This window comes from Providencia sp. 6390, assembly GCF_058148425.1.
Genome location: NZ_JBYVYL010000004.1, coordinates 322514 through 338059, shown reverse-complemented (window position 1 = coordinate 338059; position 15546 = coordinate 322514). Strand labels below are relative to the sequence as shown.

General features: G+C 39.8%; 16 protein-coding genes and 1 pseudogene. 7 read left to right on the top strand and 10 right to left on the bottom strand.

Annotation, left to right across the window (positions count from 1 at the left end; translation table 11 throughout):
- Positions 1–115 precede the first annotated feature (115 nt).
- Positions 116–904 carry an enoyl-ACP reductase FabI gene (fabI, locus tag AC3Z9T_RS11240; protein WP_490126207.1) on the top strand — a complete coding sequence of 263 codons (789 nt, stop codon included), beginning with the start codon at positions 116–118 and terminating at the stop codon, positions 902–904.
- Positions 905–959: 55 nt separating this feature from the next.
- Here the strand turns inward: fabI and AC3Z9T_RS11235 are convergent.
- Positions 960–1826 (bottom strand): annotated as a pseudogene (locus tag AC3Z9T_RS11235) (DUF817 domain-containing protein).
- A gap of 250 nt (positions 1827–2076) precedes the next feature.
- Between AC3Z9T_RS11235 and gstA the strand changes: the two are divergent.
- Complete coding sequence (gene gstA / locus AC3Z9T_RS11230) at positions 2077–2682, top strand: glutathione transferase GstA (RefSeq protein WP_490126281.1); 606 nt, start codon at positions 2077–2079, stop codon at positions 2680–2682.
- Between the two features lie 193 nt (positions 2683–2875).
- Here gstA and pdxY read toward each other — a convergent pair whose 3' ends face one another.
- The 4 genes from pdxY to anmK all read right to left on the bottom strand — a co-directional run bounded on the left by pdxY (position 2876) and on the right by anmK (position 7202).
- Positions 2876–3739: a pyridoxal kinase PdxY gene (pdxY, locus tag AC3Z9T_RS11225; protein WP_490126206.1), complete on the bottom strand. Its 864-nt coding sequence runs from the start codon at positions 3737–3739 to the stop codon at positions 2876–2878.
- A gap of 230 nt (positions 3740–3969) precedes the next feature.
- Positions 3970–5244: a tyrosine--tRNA ligase gene (gene tyrS / locus AC3Z9T_RS11220; protein WP_490126205.1), complete on the bottom strand. Its 1275-nt coding sequence runs from the start codon at positions 5242–5244 to the stop codon at positions 3970–3972.
- Between the two features lie 158 nt (positions 5245–5402).
- Positions 5403–6056, bottom strand: a complete 654-nt coding sequence (pdxH, locus tag AC3Z9T_RS11215) for a pyridoxamine 5'-phosphate oxidase (RefSeq protein WP_490126204.1) — start codon at positions 6054–6056, stop codon at positions 5403–5405.
- Positions 6057–6080: 24 nt separating this feature from the next.
- Entirely contained in the window at positions 6081–7202 is a 1122-nt protein-coding gene (gene anmK / locus AC3Z9T_RS11210; RefSeq protein WP_490126280.1) for an anhydro-N-acetylmuramic acid kinase, read from the bottom strand.
- A gap of 578 nt (positions 7203–7780) precedes the next feature.
- Between anmK and AC3Z9T_RS11205 the strand changes: the two genes are divergently transcribed.
- Positions 7781–8248 carry an outer membrane lipoprotein gene (locus AC3Z9T_RS11205; protein ID WP_490126203.1) on the top strand — a complete coding sequence of 156 codons (468 nt, stop codon included), beginning with the start codon at positions 7781–7783 and terminating at the stop codon, positions 8246–8248.
- A gap of 540 nt (positions 8249–8788) precedes the next feature.
- Here AC3Z9T_RS11205 and slyA read toward each other — a convergent pair.
- Both slyA and AC3Z9T_RS11195 read right to left on the bottom strand, forming a co-directional pair.
- Positions 8789–9223, bottom strand: a complete 435-nt coding sequence (gene slyA / locus AC3Z9T_RS11200) for a transcriptional regulator SlyA (RefSeq protein ID WP_070929742.1) — start codon at positions 9221–9223, stop codon at positions 8789–8791.
- A gap of 585 nt (positions 9224–9808) precedes the next feature.
- Positions 9809–10048 carry a DUF1289 domain-containing protein gene (locus AC3Z9T_RS11195; RefSeq protein ID WP_490126202.1) on the bottom strand — a complete coding sequence of 80 codons (240 nt, stop codon included), beginning with the start codon at positions 10046–10048 and terminating at the stop codon, positions 9809–9811.
- 272 nt (positions 10049–10320) lie between these two features.
- Between AC3Z9T_RS11195 and gloA the strand changes: the two genes are divergently transcribed.
- The gene (gene gloA, locus AC3Z9T_RS11190; protein WP_490126201.1) at positions 10321–10728 is read left to right on the top strand and encodes a lactoylglutathione lyase; all 408 of its coding nucleotides are present in this window, start codon (positions 10321–10323) and stop codon (positions 10726–10728) included.
- Positions 10729–10944: 216 nt separating this feature from the next.
- Positions 10945–11586: a ribonuclease T gene (gene rnt, locus AC3Z9T_RS11185; protein WP_490126200.1), complete on the top strand. Its 642-nt coding sequence runs from the start codon at positions 10945–10947 to the stop codon at positions 11584–11586.
- Positions 11587–11673: 87 nt separating this feature from the next.
- On the opposite strand, the gene AC3Z9T_RS11180 is transcribed toward rnt, so the two are convergent.
- Positions 11674–12021: a Grx4 family monothiol glutaredoxin gene (locus tag AC3Z9T_RS11180; protein ID WP_490126199.1), complete on the bottom strand. Its 348-nt coding sequence runs from the start codon at positions 12019–12021 to the stop codon at positions 11674–11676.
- 470 nt (positions 12022–12491) lie between these two features.
- Between AC3Z9T_RS11180 and sodB the strand changes: the two genes are divergently transcribed.
- On the top strand, positions 12492–13070 hold the full coding sequence (sodB, locus tag AC3Z9T_RS11175; RefSeq protein ID WP_490126198.1) for a superoxide dismutase [Fe]: 579 nt from the start codon (positions 12492–12494) through the stop codon (positions 13068–13070).
- A 73-nt stretch (positions 13071–13143) separates the two neighbouring features.
- Here the strand turns inward: sodB and cydH are convergent, their stop codons facing one another.
- Positions 13144–13227, bottom strand: a complete 84-nt coding sequence (cydH, locus tag AC3Z9T_RS11170; protein WP_490126279.1) for a cytochrome bd-I oxidase subunit CydH — start codon at positions 13225–13227, stop codon at positions 13144–13146.
- A gap of 270 nt (positions 13228–13497) precedes the next feature.
- On the opposite strand from cydH, the gene purR reads away from it, so the two are divergent.
- On the top strand, positions 13498–14523 hold the full coding sequence (gene purR, locus AC3Z9T_RS11165; RefSeq protein ID WP_490126197.1) for an HTH-type transcriptional repressor PurR: 1026 nt from the start codon (positions 13498–13500) through the stop codon (positions 14521–14523).
- 3 nt (positions 14524–14526) lie between these two features.
- On the opposite strand, the gene punR is transcribed toward purR, so the two are convergent.
- Complete coding sequence (gene punR / locus AC3Z9T_RS11160; RefSeq protein ID WP_490126196.1) at positions 14527–15432, bottom strand: DNA-binding transcriptional activator PunR; 906 nt, start codon at positions 15430–15432, stop codon at positions 14527–14529.
- Positions 15433–15546: the final 114 nt, after the last annotated feature.

Here is a 15546-nt window from a genome sequence, read left to right as displayed (position 1 = left end):
TATAATACATGGTAATATACAACCGATTCATTAATAAGAGATGCGAAAACTACCCAAGACACAATGTCTTCTGTTATATTCGCGTTTTCAATAGAAAATAAACAAGGATAATGCTATGGGTTTTTTAACCGGCAAACGCATTCTAATCACTGGCGTTGCCAGTAAATTATCAATTGCATACGGTATTGCTAAAGCAATGCGTGACCAAGGCGCTGAATTAGCGTTCACTTATCAGAACGAAAAACTGAAACCACGCGTAGAAGAGTTTGCTGCATCTTTAGACTCTAACATCGTTATTGAATGTGATGTAGCGGTTGATGCAAGTATTGATGCTATGTTTGCTGAATTAGGAAAATCATGGCCTAAATTTGATGGCTTCGTGCACTCAATTGGCTTTGCCCCAGCAGATCAATTAGATGGCGATTATGTTGATGCCGTTACCCGTGATGGTTTCCGCATTGCTCATGACATCAGCGCATATAGCTTTGTGGCAATGGCAAAAGCATGCCGTGAAATGCTCAACCCAGATGCTGCCTTGCTGACTCTGACTTACTTAGGTGCTGAGCGTGCGATCCCTAACTACAACGTAATGGGTCTAGCTAAAGCATCACTAGAAGCTAACGTACGCTATATGGCGAACGCAATGGGTCCTCAAGGTATCCGTGTTAACGCAGTTTCTGCGGGTCCTATCCGTACATTAGCGGCATCAGGCATCAAAGATTTCCGTAAAATGCTGGCTCACTGTGAAGCTGTGACACCAATTCGTCGTACCGTCACCATTGAAGACGTTGGTAACACGTCTGCATTCCTTTGCTCAAACCTTGCAGCAGGTATCACTGGTGAAGTGGTTCACGTTGACGGCGGTTTCAGCATCGCAGCAATGAATGAATTAGAATTGAAATAATCGATAGTTTATTTCGAATAACGCCATCTTCGGATGGCGTTTTGCTATATTGACGTTAACGCGCGATAGTCACATTCGCTTTGATATGTTTCAGATGAACCACAATCGTAAAAGTCACAATCACTAATAACGACCATGCTCCCCACTTCCCTGCATGCACAACTGACCATGCCCCAATTTGATTAGGGTACCGCCAGATCCCAAAAAATGTTCCAAAATTCTCAGCTAACCAAATAAAGAAACCAATTAACATAAATGCCAGCAATAATGGCATTTTTCGTTCTTTATCTAATGGAGTATAAAAAACCATACTACGTGCATATAAACCGAAAATAAACGCAGTAAGATACCAACGATAATCATCAATATAATGATGGCTAAAGAAGTTGATATAAATAGCTAAAGCAACAAATGTTGCCATCCAGTAAGGCGGGTAATGTTCAATACGTACCTTAAAGAAGCGCCATGACTGGATAATATAACTCCCCACCGCGGCATACATAAATCCAGTGAATAAAGGAACACCCTATAATTTAGTGTAAGCGCCGTCTGGATACTGCCATGACGCTATTGTTGCTGAAGTTTTGAATAATTCCATGATAAAACCGACCACATGGAATACACAAATTGCTTTCAGTTCATCCCAAGTTTCTAATTTTGACCACACTAGCAGTGCTTGAAAGCTAACCGCAAAAACTAACAAAACATCGTAACGCGGTAAGCCTAAAATTCCTTTGGCAGGCACTAAAAAGAGTGCTAAGAAAAAGAAACCCGCAAATAAGCATGAACGTGCATTGATCAGCCCAAAGAACCAAAACTCTAAAATAAAACGCTTTAACCCTGTACTATTATGTGGCTTATGTGCCATTAACAAATCATCAAACCTACGCAGAAAATTCAGTTTCTGGCACTCACTTTCCATTTAGTCTACCTACAATTATTGAGTATTTATTTTTGATAGGAAATTTTTGCCACGAATTTTAACAGGTATCAAACCCCAAAAGATAAAGGATGACTCTTAATGATCGACACAATCAGAGAACAATTTTTCAAGGTAATCTCATACTGACATCTTAAAGCAAATTTTTTTATTTAAGCATGATATACTTTGATGTGATAAATTTAAGCCTGCTCGTTATCATTGCTAACATAACTATTTTAGGGGTTTTATGATGAAATTGTATTATGCTCCCGGTGCTTGCTCCCTTTCCCCCCACATTATCTTGCGTGAAACAGGACTGGATTTCAGTATTGTTCGAGTCAATTTAAAAGAAAAAAAAACTGAAGATGGTGAAGATTTCTTAGCAATTAATCCCAAAGGCCAAGTTCCTGTTTTACTTTTGGATAATGGCGAGCTGCTAACAGAAGGTGCAGTTATTGTGCAGTATCTTGCAGATCAAAAACAAGATAGAAATCTAATTGCACCAGCAGGTACATTAAAACGTTACCATCAACTAGAAGCACTGAATTTTATCTCAACAGAACTCCATAAGAGCTTTGGGCCTTTATTTACTCACGGTACACCTGAAGATTATAAAGAAACGGTCAGAGCAAACTTGGTTAAGAAATTCCAATATGTTGACGAAGTATTGGCAAAAAAAGCGTTCTTTGCTGATGACCATTTTACTGTTGCTGATGCTTATCTATTTACAGTGACTAACTGGGCTAAATTAGTTGGCGTTGATATTTCTCATCTTAAACATTTAGCTGAATACTGTGGCAAGATAGCTAAACGCCCTAAAGTACAAGAAGCATTATCTGCGGAAGGCTTAATTTAATAGCCTTGTATACTCTAAATAATTCGAGGTGAAGGTAAGCGACAAGTGAAGATAATCGGGAAGCATAGATAAACACTGCGACTCGGTAAGCGTAGCGTAGTCACAATACCTTAATGAAAAGCCCTGCAACTTGAAGGATGGCGAGTGTAGCGCTCAGCTGTTGCGAGCGCTACATATTCACTGAAATCTTTCTTTAATCAATCTCAGTTGCACAAAATTTGTGTTCTGGATTAACCATTTTGTCCTGAGCTGCCACCAACTGAAGTTCATACTCACCCATTTCTTTGGTTTGTATCATCACTTCATACACAGCTGCTGCAACATGTTCTAACGCTTTAGGTAAACTTTCACCTTTTAATAGATTAACCAACATCAGTCCACTGGTTAAGTCACCAACGCCTACAGGCTGTTTTTCACCAAAATCCACCAGAGGGCGGCTAACATGCCAGCTATGTTCTTCGGTAACTAAAATCATTTCAAAGCGGTCGGCTCTATAACCAGCACGACTTAAGTGCTTCACTAAAACAATCTTAGGGCCTTTACGACATAACTGACGCGCTGCCTGTACCGCTTGTTCAACAGAAGTAATCGTTTCTCCTGATAAGGTTTCTAACTCAAGCAAATTAGGCGCAATAACATCACTCGCTTGTAAAGCCTTCTGGCAAAGAAACTCAGCAACTCCAGGTGCAACAATGCACCCTTTCTCTGGGTGCCCCATAACCGGATCACAAAAATAAAGTGCTTGCGGGTTTGCAGATTTAACTTGTTTCACTATAGATAGAATATCGTTACCTTGTTCAGCTGAACCGATATAACCACTTAAAACTGCATCACAAATTTCTAGCTTATGGATTTTCGCTAACCCTTGCACAATATCCGTTAAATGCTGTGCAGGGAACACAGTACCTGCCCATTGTGGATACTGTGTATGATTCGAAAACTGAACGGTATTTAGCGGCCAAACATCAACCCCCATGCGGCACATAGGGAATGCGGCGGCACTGTTTCCTGCATGGCCGAAAACAACATGGGATTGAATTGAGAGAACACTTTTCATGGAGAACCCAAAGAATTGTTAAGTCGAATGAAGAGAAATCAGTGATTAGCCATGGTGGATATAGGATCGCCATACTTTTCATTGCAGCCAGTAAGCAAAAATACACCACTAAAAGCAAACAAAAATGCTTGTTCTCACCGTGAGCCTTTTAGCAATACTGGAACAATCAGTACAATGACTAGACATGGCCCGAAAAAATTTCGGGCCAATATCACCATGGTTATTCAGAGCTATTTCCAGTTGATCAAGCAGTCGTTTTTCTTACCACGACGGATCAGGGTGAAACGCCCAAATAAACGATCTGCATCTGTAAACACATACATAGGATCAGTTTGTTTTTGACCATTCACCGCAACCGCATTTGAGCTAATTGCCGTTCTAGCCTGACCACGAGAAGGCGCTAACTCTGAATCAACGAGCGCTTGCTGTAAATCAGCGCCTGACTCAAGAGTAATACATGGCATACCATCTTGTGCTAGCTGTTCGAAATCGGCTTCAGTCAAATCAGATACTGCGCCAGAGAAGAGACTTTCAGTAATACGGCGCGCCGCAGCTAACCCTTCATCGCCATGAACTAATCGAGTTACATTTTCAGCTAAAACGTACTGTGCACGAGGTGCCTTGCCGCTGTTTTTATCTTCTTCTTCAAGGGCATTAATTTCACTTAATTCCATAAAGGTGAAGAACTTCAAGAAACGATAAACATCAGCGTCCGCGGTATTAATCCAGAACTGGTAAAATTTGTAGGGGCTAGTTTTCTTAGGATCAAGCCATACTGCCCCACCTTCGGTTTTACCAAACTTGGTTCCATCTGCTTTAGTGATCAATGGTACAGTCATACCAAAGACTTGGTTTTGATGTAAACGACGAGTCAGGTCAATGCCTGATGTGATGTTACCCCATTGGTCTGAACCACCAATTTGCAACTCAACACCATGTTCTTTATTCAGATTCGCAAAGTCGTAACCTTGCAGTAGGTTATAAGCAAATTCAGTAAACGAAATACCAACATCATCACGATTTAAACGCTGTTTAACCGCTTCTTTATTGATCATCTGATTAACAGAGAAATGTTTACCGATATCACGTAAGAAAGTCAGTACATCCATTTTACCAAACCAATCATAGTTGTTGGCCAGTGTTGCACTGTTATCACCACAATCAAAACTCAGGAAAGGTGAAACTTGATTACGGATTTTTGCTACCCATTCTTGAACGGTCTCTGCGGTATTTAATTTACGCTCAGAGGCTTTAAAACTTGGATCACCAATCAGACCCGTTGCGCCACCGACCAACGCCACAGGCCTGTGCCCGGCTAGTTGGAATCGTTTTAAACACAGCAAGGGAACCAGATGCCCCAAGTGCAAGCTGTCAGCGGTAGGATCAAAGCCACAATAGAGAGAGATAGGGCCTTGCGCCAGTCTCTCTGCTAACGCATCCTCATCCGTTACCTGGGCAACGAGGCCCCGCTCTTGCAATTGTTTAATCAGGTTATTGCTAGACATCAATGACTCCATCAGTTGTATTTTGTCTATCTATTTTTATTAAAAGCGCCACGAGCCCTATTTATTGATGGCTGCGTGAACATAGCTTGTCAGTTTTCGTAAGCGAAGCTATAGCATAAAGCGCATAGCTTTTAAGTGCCAGTTAAAAAAACGTTTTATTATGGCGCTAACCTATCAATTTTCCAACCATCCCCTTCACGTTGATAGATAAAGCGATCATGCAATCGATTTGCACCGCCTTGCCAAAACTCAACACTATTAAAGACCACGCGAAAGCCGCCCCAAAAACTCGGTAATGGCACTTCACCATTTTGGAATTTTTGCTTGAGCTCCAAAAATTTACCTTCGAGAATACTACGAGCTGAAATGCGTGATGATTGCTGTGATGCCCAAGCGGCGATCTGGCTATCTTTAGGACGACTATGAAAATATTTTACCACTTCGATCGGGTTTAAACGCTCCGCAACCCCCAAAAAGTTAACCTGCCGCTCCAGAGGGTACCAAGGAAAGTGTAAGCTTACCTTGTTGTTTTTCTCCAAATGCTGCGCTTTACGGCTACCCATGTTGGTATAAAATACTAAACCTTTTTCATCAAAGTGTTTTAATAAGACAATGCGTTGATAAGGCTGACCAGTTTCATCAACGGTAGCAACACACATTGCTGTTGGATCACTCAAGTTGGCCTCACATGCTTGTTTTAGCCACTTTTCAAATAAGTCGAGAGGATCTGCTGTTAAATCAGCTCTACGCAGCCCGCCCTGAGTATATTCACGGCGCAATGCAGCCAATTCTTGATTTTGTGCCTCGTTCATCGTATTTCTATTTCCTTAACACCATCATTTTTCATCAGTATTGGCAGGGTAAATAGCACCAAGAACCGTTTCACGTTCAGCACCAGTTACAGATGCAAGATTACCTGATAAGTTCGCGATAGTTCTTGCAGCAAGCCAAGCAAAAGCCAAGGCTTCCATATCATCACCACTTAACCCATATTTGTCACTCACACCCACTTCGGTTCCCGGTAGCAATGCTGCAAGACGTTGCATAAGAAATGTATTTTTTCCACCACCACCACACACGATCAGGCGCTCACAACCACCACAGAGCAAAATTTGTTCTGTAATTGAAATCGCTGTTAATTCACATAACGTTGCTTGCACATCTACAGGAGAAACCTCTTCAAAACCAGATAGCTGGTGATCTAGCCATTGCATGTTAAAATATTCGCGCCCAGTACTCTTCGGGGCAGCACGTCTAAAATAAGGATCACGTAGCATATTTTTAAGCAAAAGCTGATTAACCACACCAAAACTGGCCCAATCACCATTTTCATCATACGGTAATTGTTTATGTCGCCATACCCACGTATCCATCAACATATTACCGGGACCTGTGTCATAGCCTTTAACATATGTTCCTGGAAATAATGCTGTGATATTGGATATTCCACCGATATTTAAGATCACTCGTTTTTCTGTTGGATGGCCTAATACTGCTAAATGAAATGCAGGCACGAGCGGAGCCCCTTGCCCACCATAAGCCATGTCCCGCCGTCTAAAATCCCCAACCGTCGTGATCCCTGTTAATGCAGCTACACGATTGTTGTCACCAAGCTGCATGGTAAAAGGCTGTTCCCCATCCGGCTCATGCCAAACCGTTTGTCCATGACAACCAATTGCAATGATGTCTTTTGCTGCCACTCCTGTTTCAGCTAATAACTGCTCCACGGCCTGCGCATAGAGTGAGCCAAGTTCACGGTCTATCTTACCGACTTCAGATAGTGTGGTTTCTTGGCCTTGGCAAATATTAAGTACCCTTTTCTTAAGTTCAACAGGAAAACCAATACTCACACTCGCTTGCTCAGCAACAAATTTATCACTAATCGCAGCCAAAACAACATCAACCCCATCTAAACTGGTTCCAGACATAATCCCTATATAACGACCGGACTTTATCATCATCACTGTTCCTTAAGGTTTCATATACTCTGCTGCTTGCTTAGCTATATGCCATTTTATTCAGAGCATAAAGATTATTCGGCTTCAAAAGATTGTGCTTTGATAGGTAGCTTTGTCAACAAAACATTAAAATTTCTCGTGCTGGCTCGCAGAAAAAAAGCGGATAAGCAAATAATAAAGACTAGAGCGAAAATACTTGGTGATGTCATTTATTTTTGCGCACCAATACCCATCTCGTTAATTATAATTTATAGTATAATTATCAGGCTAAGATATTTATCAATACGCTTGTGCAGGGTCGTTTGATATTAAGAGAATACTTTTTGTGCGATGTGCATCGAATGATGATTATCTCGTGAATTTATTTAAGAGAAGTATTTAACATAGTGTGCCTTACATTAGGAAATATTTCCTACTTTGAGATATTTTACCTAGTGTTTATGCTCCGTTTAAATCAGAATCAGTAGTCTGATAACCGTTTAAACTTGGCATAACTTAAAGACATACTTACTATGGTAGTTATAAAAACTATTCATACTACGTTATTGCCACAGACAGCCAGTCTCATAGGAGTAATTATGCTTAAGAAAGTTTTTGTTGGTGTTGTTGCAGTCACGGTGTTATCTGGCTGTGTCAATACTAGTACACTTTCTGGTGATACTATTTCAGCTAAAGATGCAAAACAAGTACAAACTGTTACTTACGGTACAATACTTAATGCTCGCCCTGTCACTATCCAAGCAGGTGATGATGAAAACGTCATTGGTGCAATTGGCGGTGCAGTTTTAGGTGGCTTATTAGGTAACACTGTTGGTGGCGGCACTGGTAAAACACTTGCAACGGCCGCAGGGGCAATTGCTGGTGGCTTAGCTGGCCAACAAGCTCAAGGTGCGCTGAATAAGAGCCAAGGTGTGCAGTTAGAAATCCGCCTTGATAGCGGTAAAAATATTGTTGTTGTTCAGAAACAAGACCCAAGTGTTTTCCGTTCTGGCCAACGCGTCATGATTGCTAATAGTGGTGGCACAGTTACCGTTTCACCTCGCTAATATTAGAATATGTTCACCGGGCACTCCCGGTGAACATACGTTGTTAGTTTGGATTATGTGAGACTCTTTTTAACACCTTCATAGATCAGCTACCACTTTACTGACTGATTTACCCGCATTTTTTCATATATTCTTATATGACCTTAGCGAATGACTCATTTGCCCCTAGCTAATAGCAATGTAATTAGAGTGTAGAGCTTCATAATCAATTGAAATATAATAAACTGCATATATCAATTGTTAATTAAATTTTTGGTATTCATATTTGCTGTGTTTACTTATCCCTCAGAAAATGGCTAATCTGAAATATCATATTTTCGTGAACTTCACGATTTTTAACCTTCAATAACCATTTATATCCAACAAACCAGTTAAATCATTAACGATTCATCATTAAATAATAAACCAAATTAATAATTGAAAATAAAATCAATCTATTTGACAAAAATCAAAAGAAAAATGTCATCAACAAAATAAATAATTAACCTGTCAAAATAATTTAAATTTGAATAGTACACATAGTTCATCGATATTTTATTATTATAAGTCTCCTTGTAAACGAGAGATATTTTTCTCTAATTTTAAAAGTAGTAATGATAACTGCCCAAGCTCATCTGCAGTGATATTACCTAGAATTTCTTTACGTGTATTATCGATAACTTCATCCACAGTTTTAATAAATGGCTCAGACTCATCAGTAAGTTTGATTCTCTTTGCACGTCGATCATTAACACAAGTATGCCGAGAAATGAGTTTCTTTTCCTCTAACTGATCAAGTGTTCGGACTAATGACGGCTGCTCAATACCAATCGCTTTTGCAAGCTGAATTTGCGACTGCTCCGGTGGTAACTGGCTAATATTATGTAAAGTAATCCAATGTGTCTGTGTTAATTTAAGCGGTTTCAAACGATGGTCAATCAATGATCTCCACATACGAACAACACGCGATAAATCAGTTCCTATTTGTGACTCCAATGTTCCCTCCTTATACAATACTATTTGGCTTAACAAATATACAAGTTATAAATTATATTTTAAATTATATATTAACTCCTTCTTGCTATGACAACTAATTATTAAAAAAAACCATGATAAATACCTATTTATAGTAACAGTCAATCATTTGATTTGTGATATCAGTCACTAACTAAATTCACTCGTTTTATATATTAAAAACCATTTTATTTACTCGCGTAAACTATCAATTATCTTGTTAATAAGAATAGCCTTACTCCTGTTTCAAATCTATCTATTTTAACCCTCATAGTAATTACAATTAACAATAAAAATGGCAACCCTCAATTAATCCTTTAAAAACAATAAAATATAGTTAATCTTAAAATTATGTCATTTTAGGCTATATCATATCCATTTAATCATTATTTTGAATAAATGAAATTTAATTGAAGAATGTAAACAAACATTAACTATTCTAAATTAATTAATTACTTAATTACTTAATTACTTAATTACTTAATTACTTAATTAAGATCACGCTAAATCGATTTGACAGATATTCAATAGATGAAAAAGCAGATATCCTGAATACATGAATATTGACTAAAACAGCTCTTGTTGTGCTGATGGCGGATCCTCTTGCTGTTTTTTCATCGCAAGTGAACGAATATAACGCTGACGACATAAACGCAAAATATTACGCTTTTGGGGGTCTGTAAATCTTAACCAGTTAAAACGTTCCTCACGAGAGCGATAGCAACCTCGGCAGTAGCCTTGCTCGTTAGTTTGACATATTCCGCGACAAGGGCTTTGAATTTCAAAAAACTCGAGTTGCTCCGCCATGTTGATACCACCTAACGATAAACATTAAACAATGATATACTCCATAAATGTGATTATATCTATCATTTACTCAGTAAAAACAAGCCAAATAATTCGAGTGCAACCAAATGATGGAAAAATGTACAGGTAACGAGATGTCAGTTTAATTAACAATACTGCAACCTAAAGACATTAAGAGTATAAACCCATTTCGTTGTGCTCAAGTGTAAAGATACGTTATATTAATCGTTAAAATGATTCAGTTTCACTCAGTTACTTTTAAGGGGTCTTCTATGCGCTTACTACATACCATGTTACGTGTGACGGATATGCAACGTTCAATTGATTTTTATACTAAGGTGTTAGGCATGCGAGTACTGCGTACTAGTGAAAATCCTGAGTATAAATATTCATTAGCGTTCGTTGGTTACAGTGATGAAAGTGAAGGTGCTGTTATTGAGCTCACCTATAATTGGGGAGTTGATAACTACGAACTAGGCACAGCCTATGGCCATATTGCTCTCGGTGTCGATAACGTCGCTCAAACCTGTGAAGATATTCGTCATGCAGGGGGAAATGTGACCCGCGAAGCAGGCCCAGTCAAAGGTGGTAGTACTATTATTGCTTTTGTTGAAGATCCTGATGGCTATAAAATTGAATTGATTGAAAATAAAAGCGCAAGTAAAGGTCTTGGTAACTAATCAATTCAAGCTTTTAATTACTAGGCAATAAATATTACTGCCTAGTTTTATACTCTCAATAATTCAAGATGCAGCGAGAAGCATTAAAGAACGCATAACCGCACCAGCTATAATAGCTTAAAAAAGCGCTGTAACTTGAAATATGACGAGCATATGCAAAATTTCACTGGATTTGGCATAATAACCAACAACCAGAAACTCTAATATGAATGTCTAATGTCTGATAAAAATAATCCTAACGCACTGGTTAGTCGCTTCAGGGGTTACTACCCTGTTGTCATTGATGTTGAAACCGGTGGGTTCAATGCCAAAACTGATGGCCTACTTGAGATCGCTGCCATTACCTTAAAAATGGATAAAGAAGGTTGGTTATCGCCTGATGAAACACTCCATTTTCACGTCGAGCCATTCGAAGGTGCAAATTTAGAGCCTACAGCCTTAGCGTTTACAGGAATTGATCCAGCAAACCCGCTACGTGGAGCTGTCAGTGAATATGATGCGCTCCATGCTATTTTTAAAATGATACGCAAAGGCATGAAAAATACCGACTGTAATCGTGCCATTATAGTGGCTCACAATGCAACGTTTGATCATAGCTTTGTAATGAATGCTGCTGAGCGTGCAGGCCTAAAACGCAACCCTTTCCACCCATTTGCAACCTTTGATACTGCAGCACTCAGTGGTTTAGTTTTCGGTCAAACCATCTTAGCGAAAGCCTGTGTTACTGCTGGGATCCCTTTCGATGGTAAACAAGCCCACGGGGCGCTCTATGATACTAACCGTACCGCTTTACTTTTCTGTGAATTAGTCAATAAATGGAAGAAGTTAGGTGGGTGGCCATTAGCCGAACAAGAATAATCGTTTAACCTTTTGGTACAAAAAAACCGTATTAGCCGATCAACGGCTAATACGGTTTTTTTTATTATTTAGGGCCTAATGAAGAAATTACTCTGCATTCGCTTCATCAGCTGAGCGGTATTTATCAGCCGTTTCTTTGATCAGTGCTTGTAACTCACCACGCTGATACATTTCCATGATGATGTCACAACCACCCACTAATTCACCGTCAACCCACAGTTGCGGGAAAGTTGGCCAATTAGCATATTTTGGTAACTCTGCACGGATATCTGGATTTTGCAGAATATCGACATAAGCGAAACGTTCACCGCAAGCAGATAATGCTTGAACTGCCTGAGCAGAAAAACCACAGCTAGGAAGCTTAGGAGAGCCTTTCATATACAGCAGAATTGGGTTTTCTTTAATTTGGCGTTCGATTCTTTCAATTGTCGTCATTTTTACTTCCTTAAAACTTGGGTGCTGGTTTTGCAGTCAGTAAACAATTGCAAATGGCAATTGTTACTAAGCGAGAATATTTGACCGAAAAGATGACTGCATATTGTTTCATACAATATGCCAGTTTTACAGGGGCATTACTATAGCACCCTCAAATAGAAAAAGGCATTTTTTCTATTGCAGTCTTTTAAAGACAATTAACTTAAATTAACTTTATTCTAACAAACTCATTTATAGATTTTTGAAATTTATTATCCCTATGATTTTTCTATGTATTTATATGTTTAGTTTGTTAATATAATACGATGACACACATGCCCACATTTTTGATGTGGTATAATGCTATAATGGCTAGAAAATAATACATACTGCACACCACTTATTACGTGCATGATTGAAAAATAATTATTCGCTCAATTTCGAGCATCATACCCATACGTATTGTTTAAAACGCAAACAAGGAGTACGCAATGTCATTTGAACTACCCGCTCTACCTTATGCTAAAAATGCTTTAGAACCTTATATTTCTGAAGAAACTTTAGAGTACCACTATGGTAAACACCACAATACTTATGTTGTTAACCTAAACAACCTAGTAAAAGGTACGGCTTTCGAAGGTAAATCCTTAGAAGAAATCATTAAGACTTCGGATGCAGGTATTTTTAACAATGCCGCACAAGTGTGGAACCACACTTTTTATTGGCACTGTTTAGCGCCAAATGCAGGCGGCGAACCAACAGGCAAAGTTGCTGATGCTATCAACAAAGCCTTTGGCTCATTCGCTGAATTCAAGCAACAATTCACTGATGCAGCAATCAAAAACTTTGGTGCGGGTTGGACTTGGTTAGTGAAAAAAGCGGATGGTAACTTAGCTATTGTTAACACCTCTAACGCAGCAACACCAATCTCTGGTGATGATAAGCCTGTGCTGACTGTTGATATTTGGGAACATGCTTACTATATTGATTACCGTAACGCGCGTCCAAAATATTTAGAAAACTTTTGGTCACTCGTGAACTGGAAATTTGTTGAAGAAAATCTCGCTTAATTGATTTTATCAACATCAAGGGCGAGCGATGCTCGCCCTTTGTGATCTTACCTTTGATGACTAAAAGGCAAAACTAAAAAATATGTACCGCAAATGCGATGATCACTGCCAAAGAACCTATTGCTGCCAATAATCCGAATTTAAAATCTGTATCCATGAGTTCCTCTCATCATAACGAACAGTTAACCCGCCATTTGACCCTATATTGTATAAGGTTAAATAAGTATGACATGACGATTTATAAAAACCAGTGTCTATATCACAGGTTATAACATCAATTATTTCTTTTGTTTTTGCGCTAGATCAGACAAAATCCATAACAAATCGCTAAATTATTGCCAGTTAAACGACTATGCCTCAATATGCTGGTAATTTTTAATAAGTATTCATAACAAGACCGATTATTGGTCAGGAGTTTTTTTCCCCCATGGCAACGATTAAAGATGTGGCGAAGCGCGCTAGTGTCTCCACCACAACCGTATCCCATGTAATTAATAAAACGCGCTTCGTAGCCGATGATACTAAGGCTGCTGTTTGGGCCGCGATAAAAGAACTCAACTATTCGCCAAGTGCTGTTGCTCGTAGTTTGAAAGTTAACCATACCAAATCGATTGGGTTACTTGCCACATCGAGCGAAGCCCCTTATTTCGCAGAAGTTATTGAGTCCGTGGAAAACAGTTGTTATGAAAAAGGTTACACCCTTATTCTTTGTAACTCACATAATAACTTAGGCAAACAACAAGCCTACCTGCAAATGCTTGCTCAAAAACGTGTTGATGGCCTTCTAGTAATGTGCTCTGAGTACCCAGAAAAACTCATTAATATGTTAGAGGATTACCGCAATATTCCAATGGTGGTCATGGATTGGGGAACATCACGCGGTGACTTTACTGATAGTATTATTGATAATTCATTTCATGGTGGCTACCTTGCAGGTCGGTATTTGATTGACCGAGGCCACCGAGATATCGGTGTGATCCCCGGTTCACTTGAACGAAACACCGGTATTGGTCGTCTCACTGGCTTCCAAAAAGCCATGGAAGAAGCCAAAGTCACTTTACGTGATGAGTGGATTGTTCAAGGGGATTTCGAGCCAGAATCAGGCTATAAAGCCATGATGCAGATCTTGAGTAATAAGCAAAAACCAACTGCTGTTTTTTGTGGCGGTGATATTATGGCTATGGGTGCTATTTGTGCTGCTGATGAGATGGGGCTGCGCGTTCCACAAGATATTTCGATCATTGGCTATGATAACGTACGTAATGCACGCTATTTTACCCCTGCTCTCACGACTATCCACCAACCAAAAGAACGCCTAGGCCAAATGGCTTTTACTATGCTACTCGACCGTATCGTCAATAAACGTGAAGATGCACAAACCATTGAAGTACACCCACGTTTAGTCGAGCGCCGTTCTGTAGCTGATGGGCCATATATCGATTATCGCCGCTAATTATTATGGCGCTAACCACTCAGCGTTGAGAGTTTCACTGTCGCCAAGGTATTCAAGCAACCAACTCAACGCTGGTGATGTATTCTTTTCAACCCACGTTAAGCAACAAGGGCTTGGCGGAAAAGGTTGCGACAGTTGTAGTGGAATCAATTTACCTTCTGCACAATAAGGAGCTGCTCGATGTTCAGGAACCATTCCAACACACAGTTCATTAACAAGGCAGGCCATGCCATCTTCCCAATAAGGCACGACAAGGCGACGCTGGTTATCTAACGCCCATGTATCTCTTTTGGGGAGGCTCCTTGAGGTGTCTTCAAGACATAAGCTTGGATAATCACGCATCTGGTCATCCGCTAGCTTCCCTTCAAATTGTGCTAATGGGTGATTCGGCGCGGCGACACACCACCATGACATAAACCCCATATCTCGAAAACTGTAACGTTCGCCAATAGGGGAAGCCCGCGTTGCACCAATTGCCACGTCAACACGACCATCCGCCAAAGCATCCCACACGCCATTAAAGACTTCAGGGTGAATATATAATTCAATATCAGGGAAATGACGATAAAAATCTAAGATCAATTGCTGCGTCCGCTGAGGTTTAACAATACAATCCACAGCTATGCTAAATTGCCCTCTCCAGCCATTTGCCGCCTGTTGGCACTGATGACGTGTCTGTGCCATTTTTTTGATAACTGAGCGACCTTGCTTGATAAATATCTCGCCTGCTTCCGTCAATATCACATCTCGGTGACGACGTTCAAATATCGGTACAGCAAGCCATTCCTCTACTTGTTTAACTGTATAGCTAATTGCAGATGGAACGCGATGTAGCTCCTCGGCGGCACCACTAAAACTCCCCGTTCTTGCAACCGCATCAATCACTTCTAGTGCATGCGCTGACCACATAACTATACCTTTCAAAAAATTTGATAGCAGGATCCAAATATTACCGTTTCACAATGTAAAAATACAGCCTATACAATAGTGCATCTGTTAACAATTTTGTAAATTCTAGAAAGT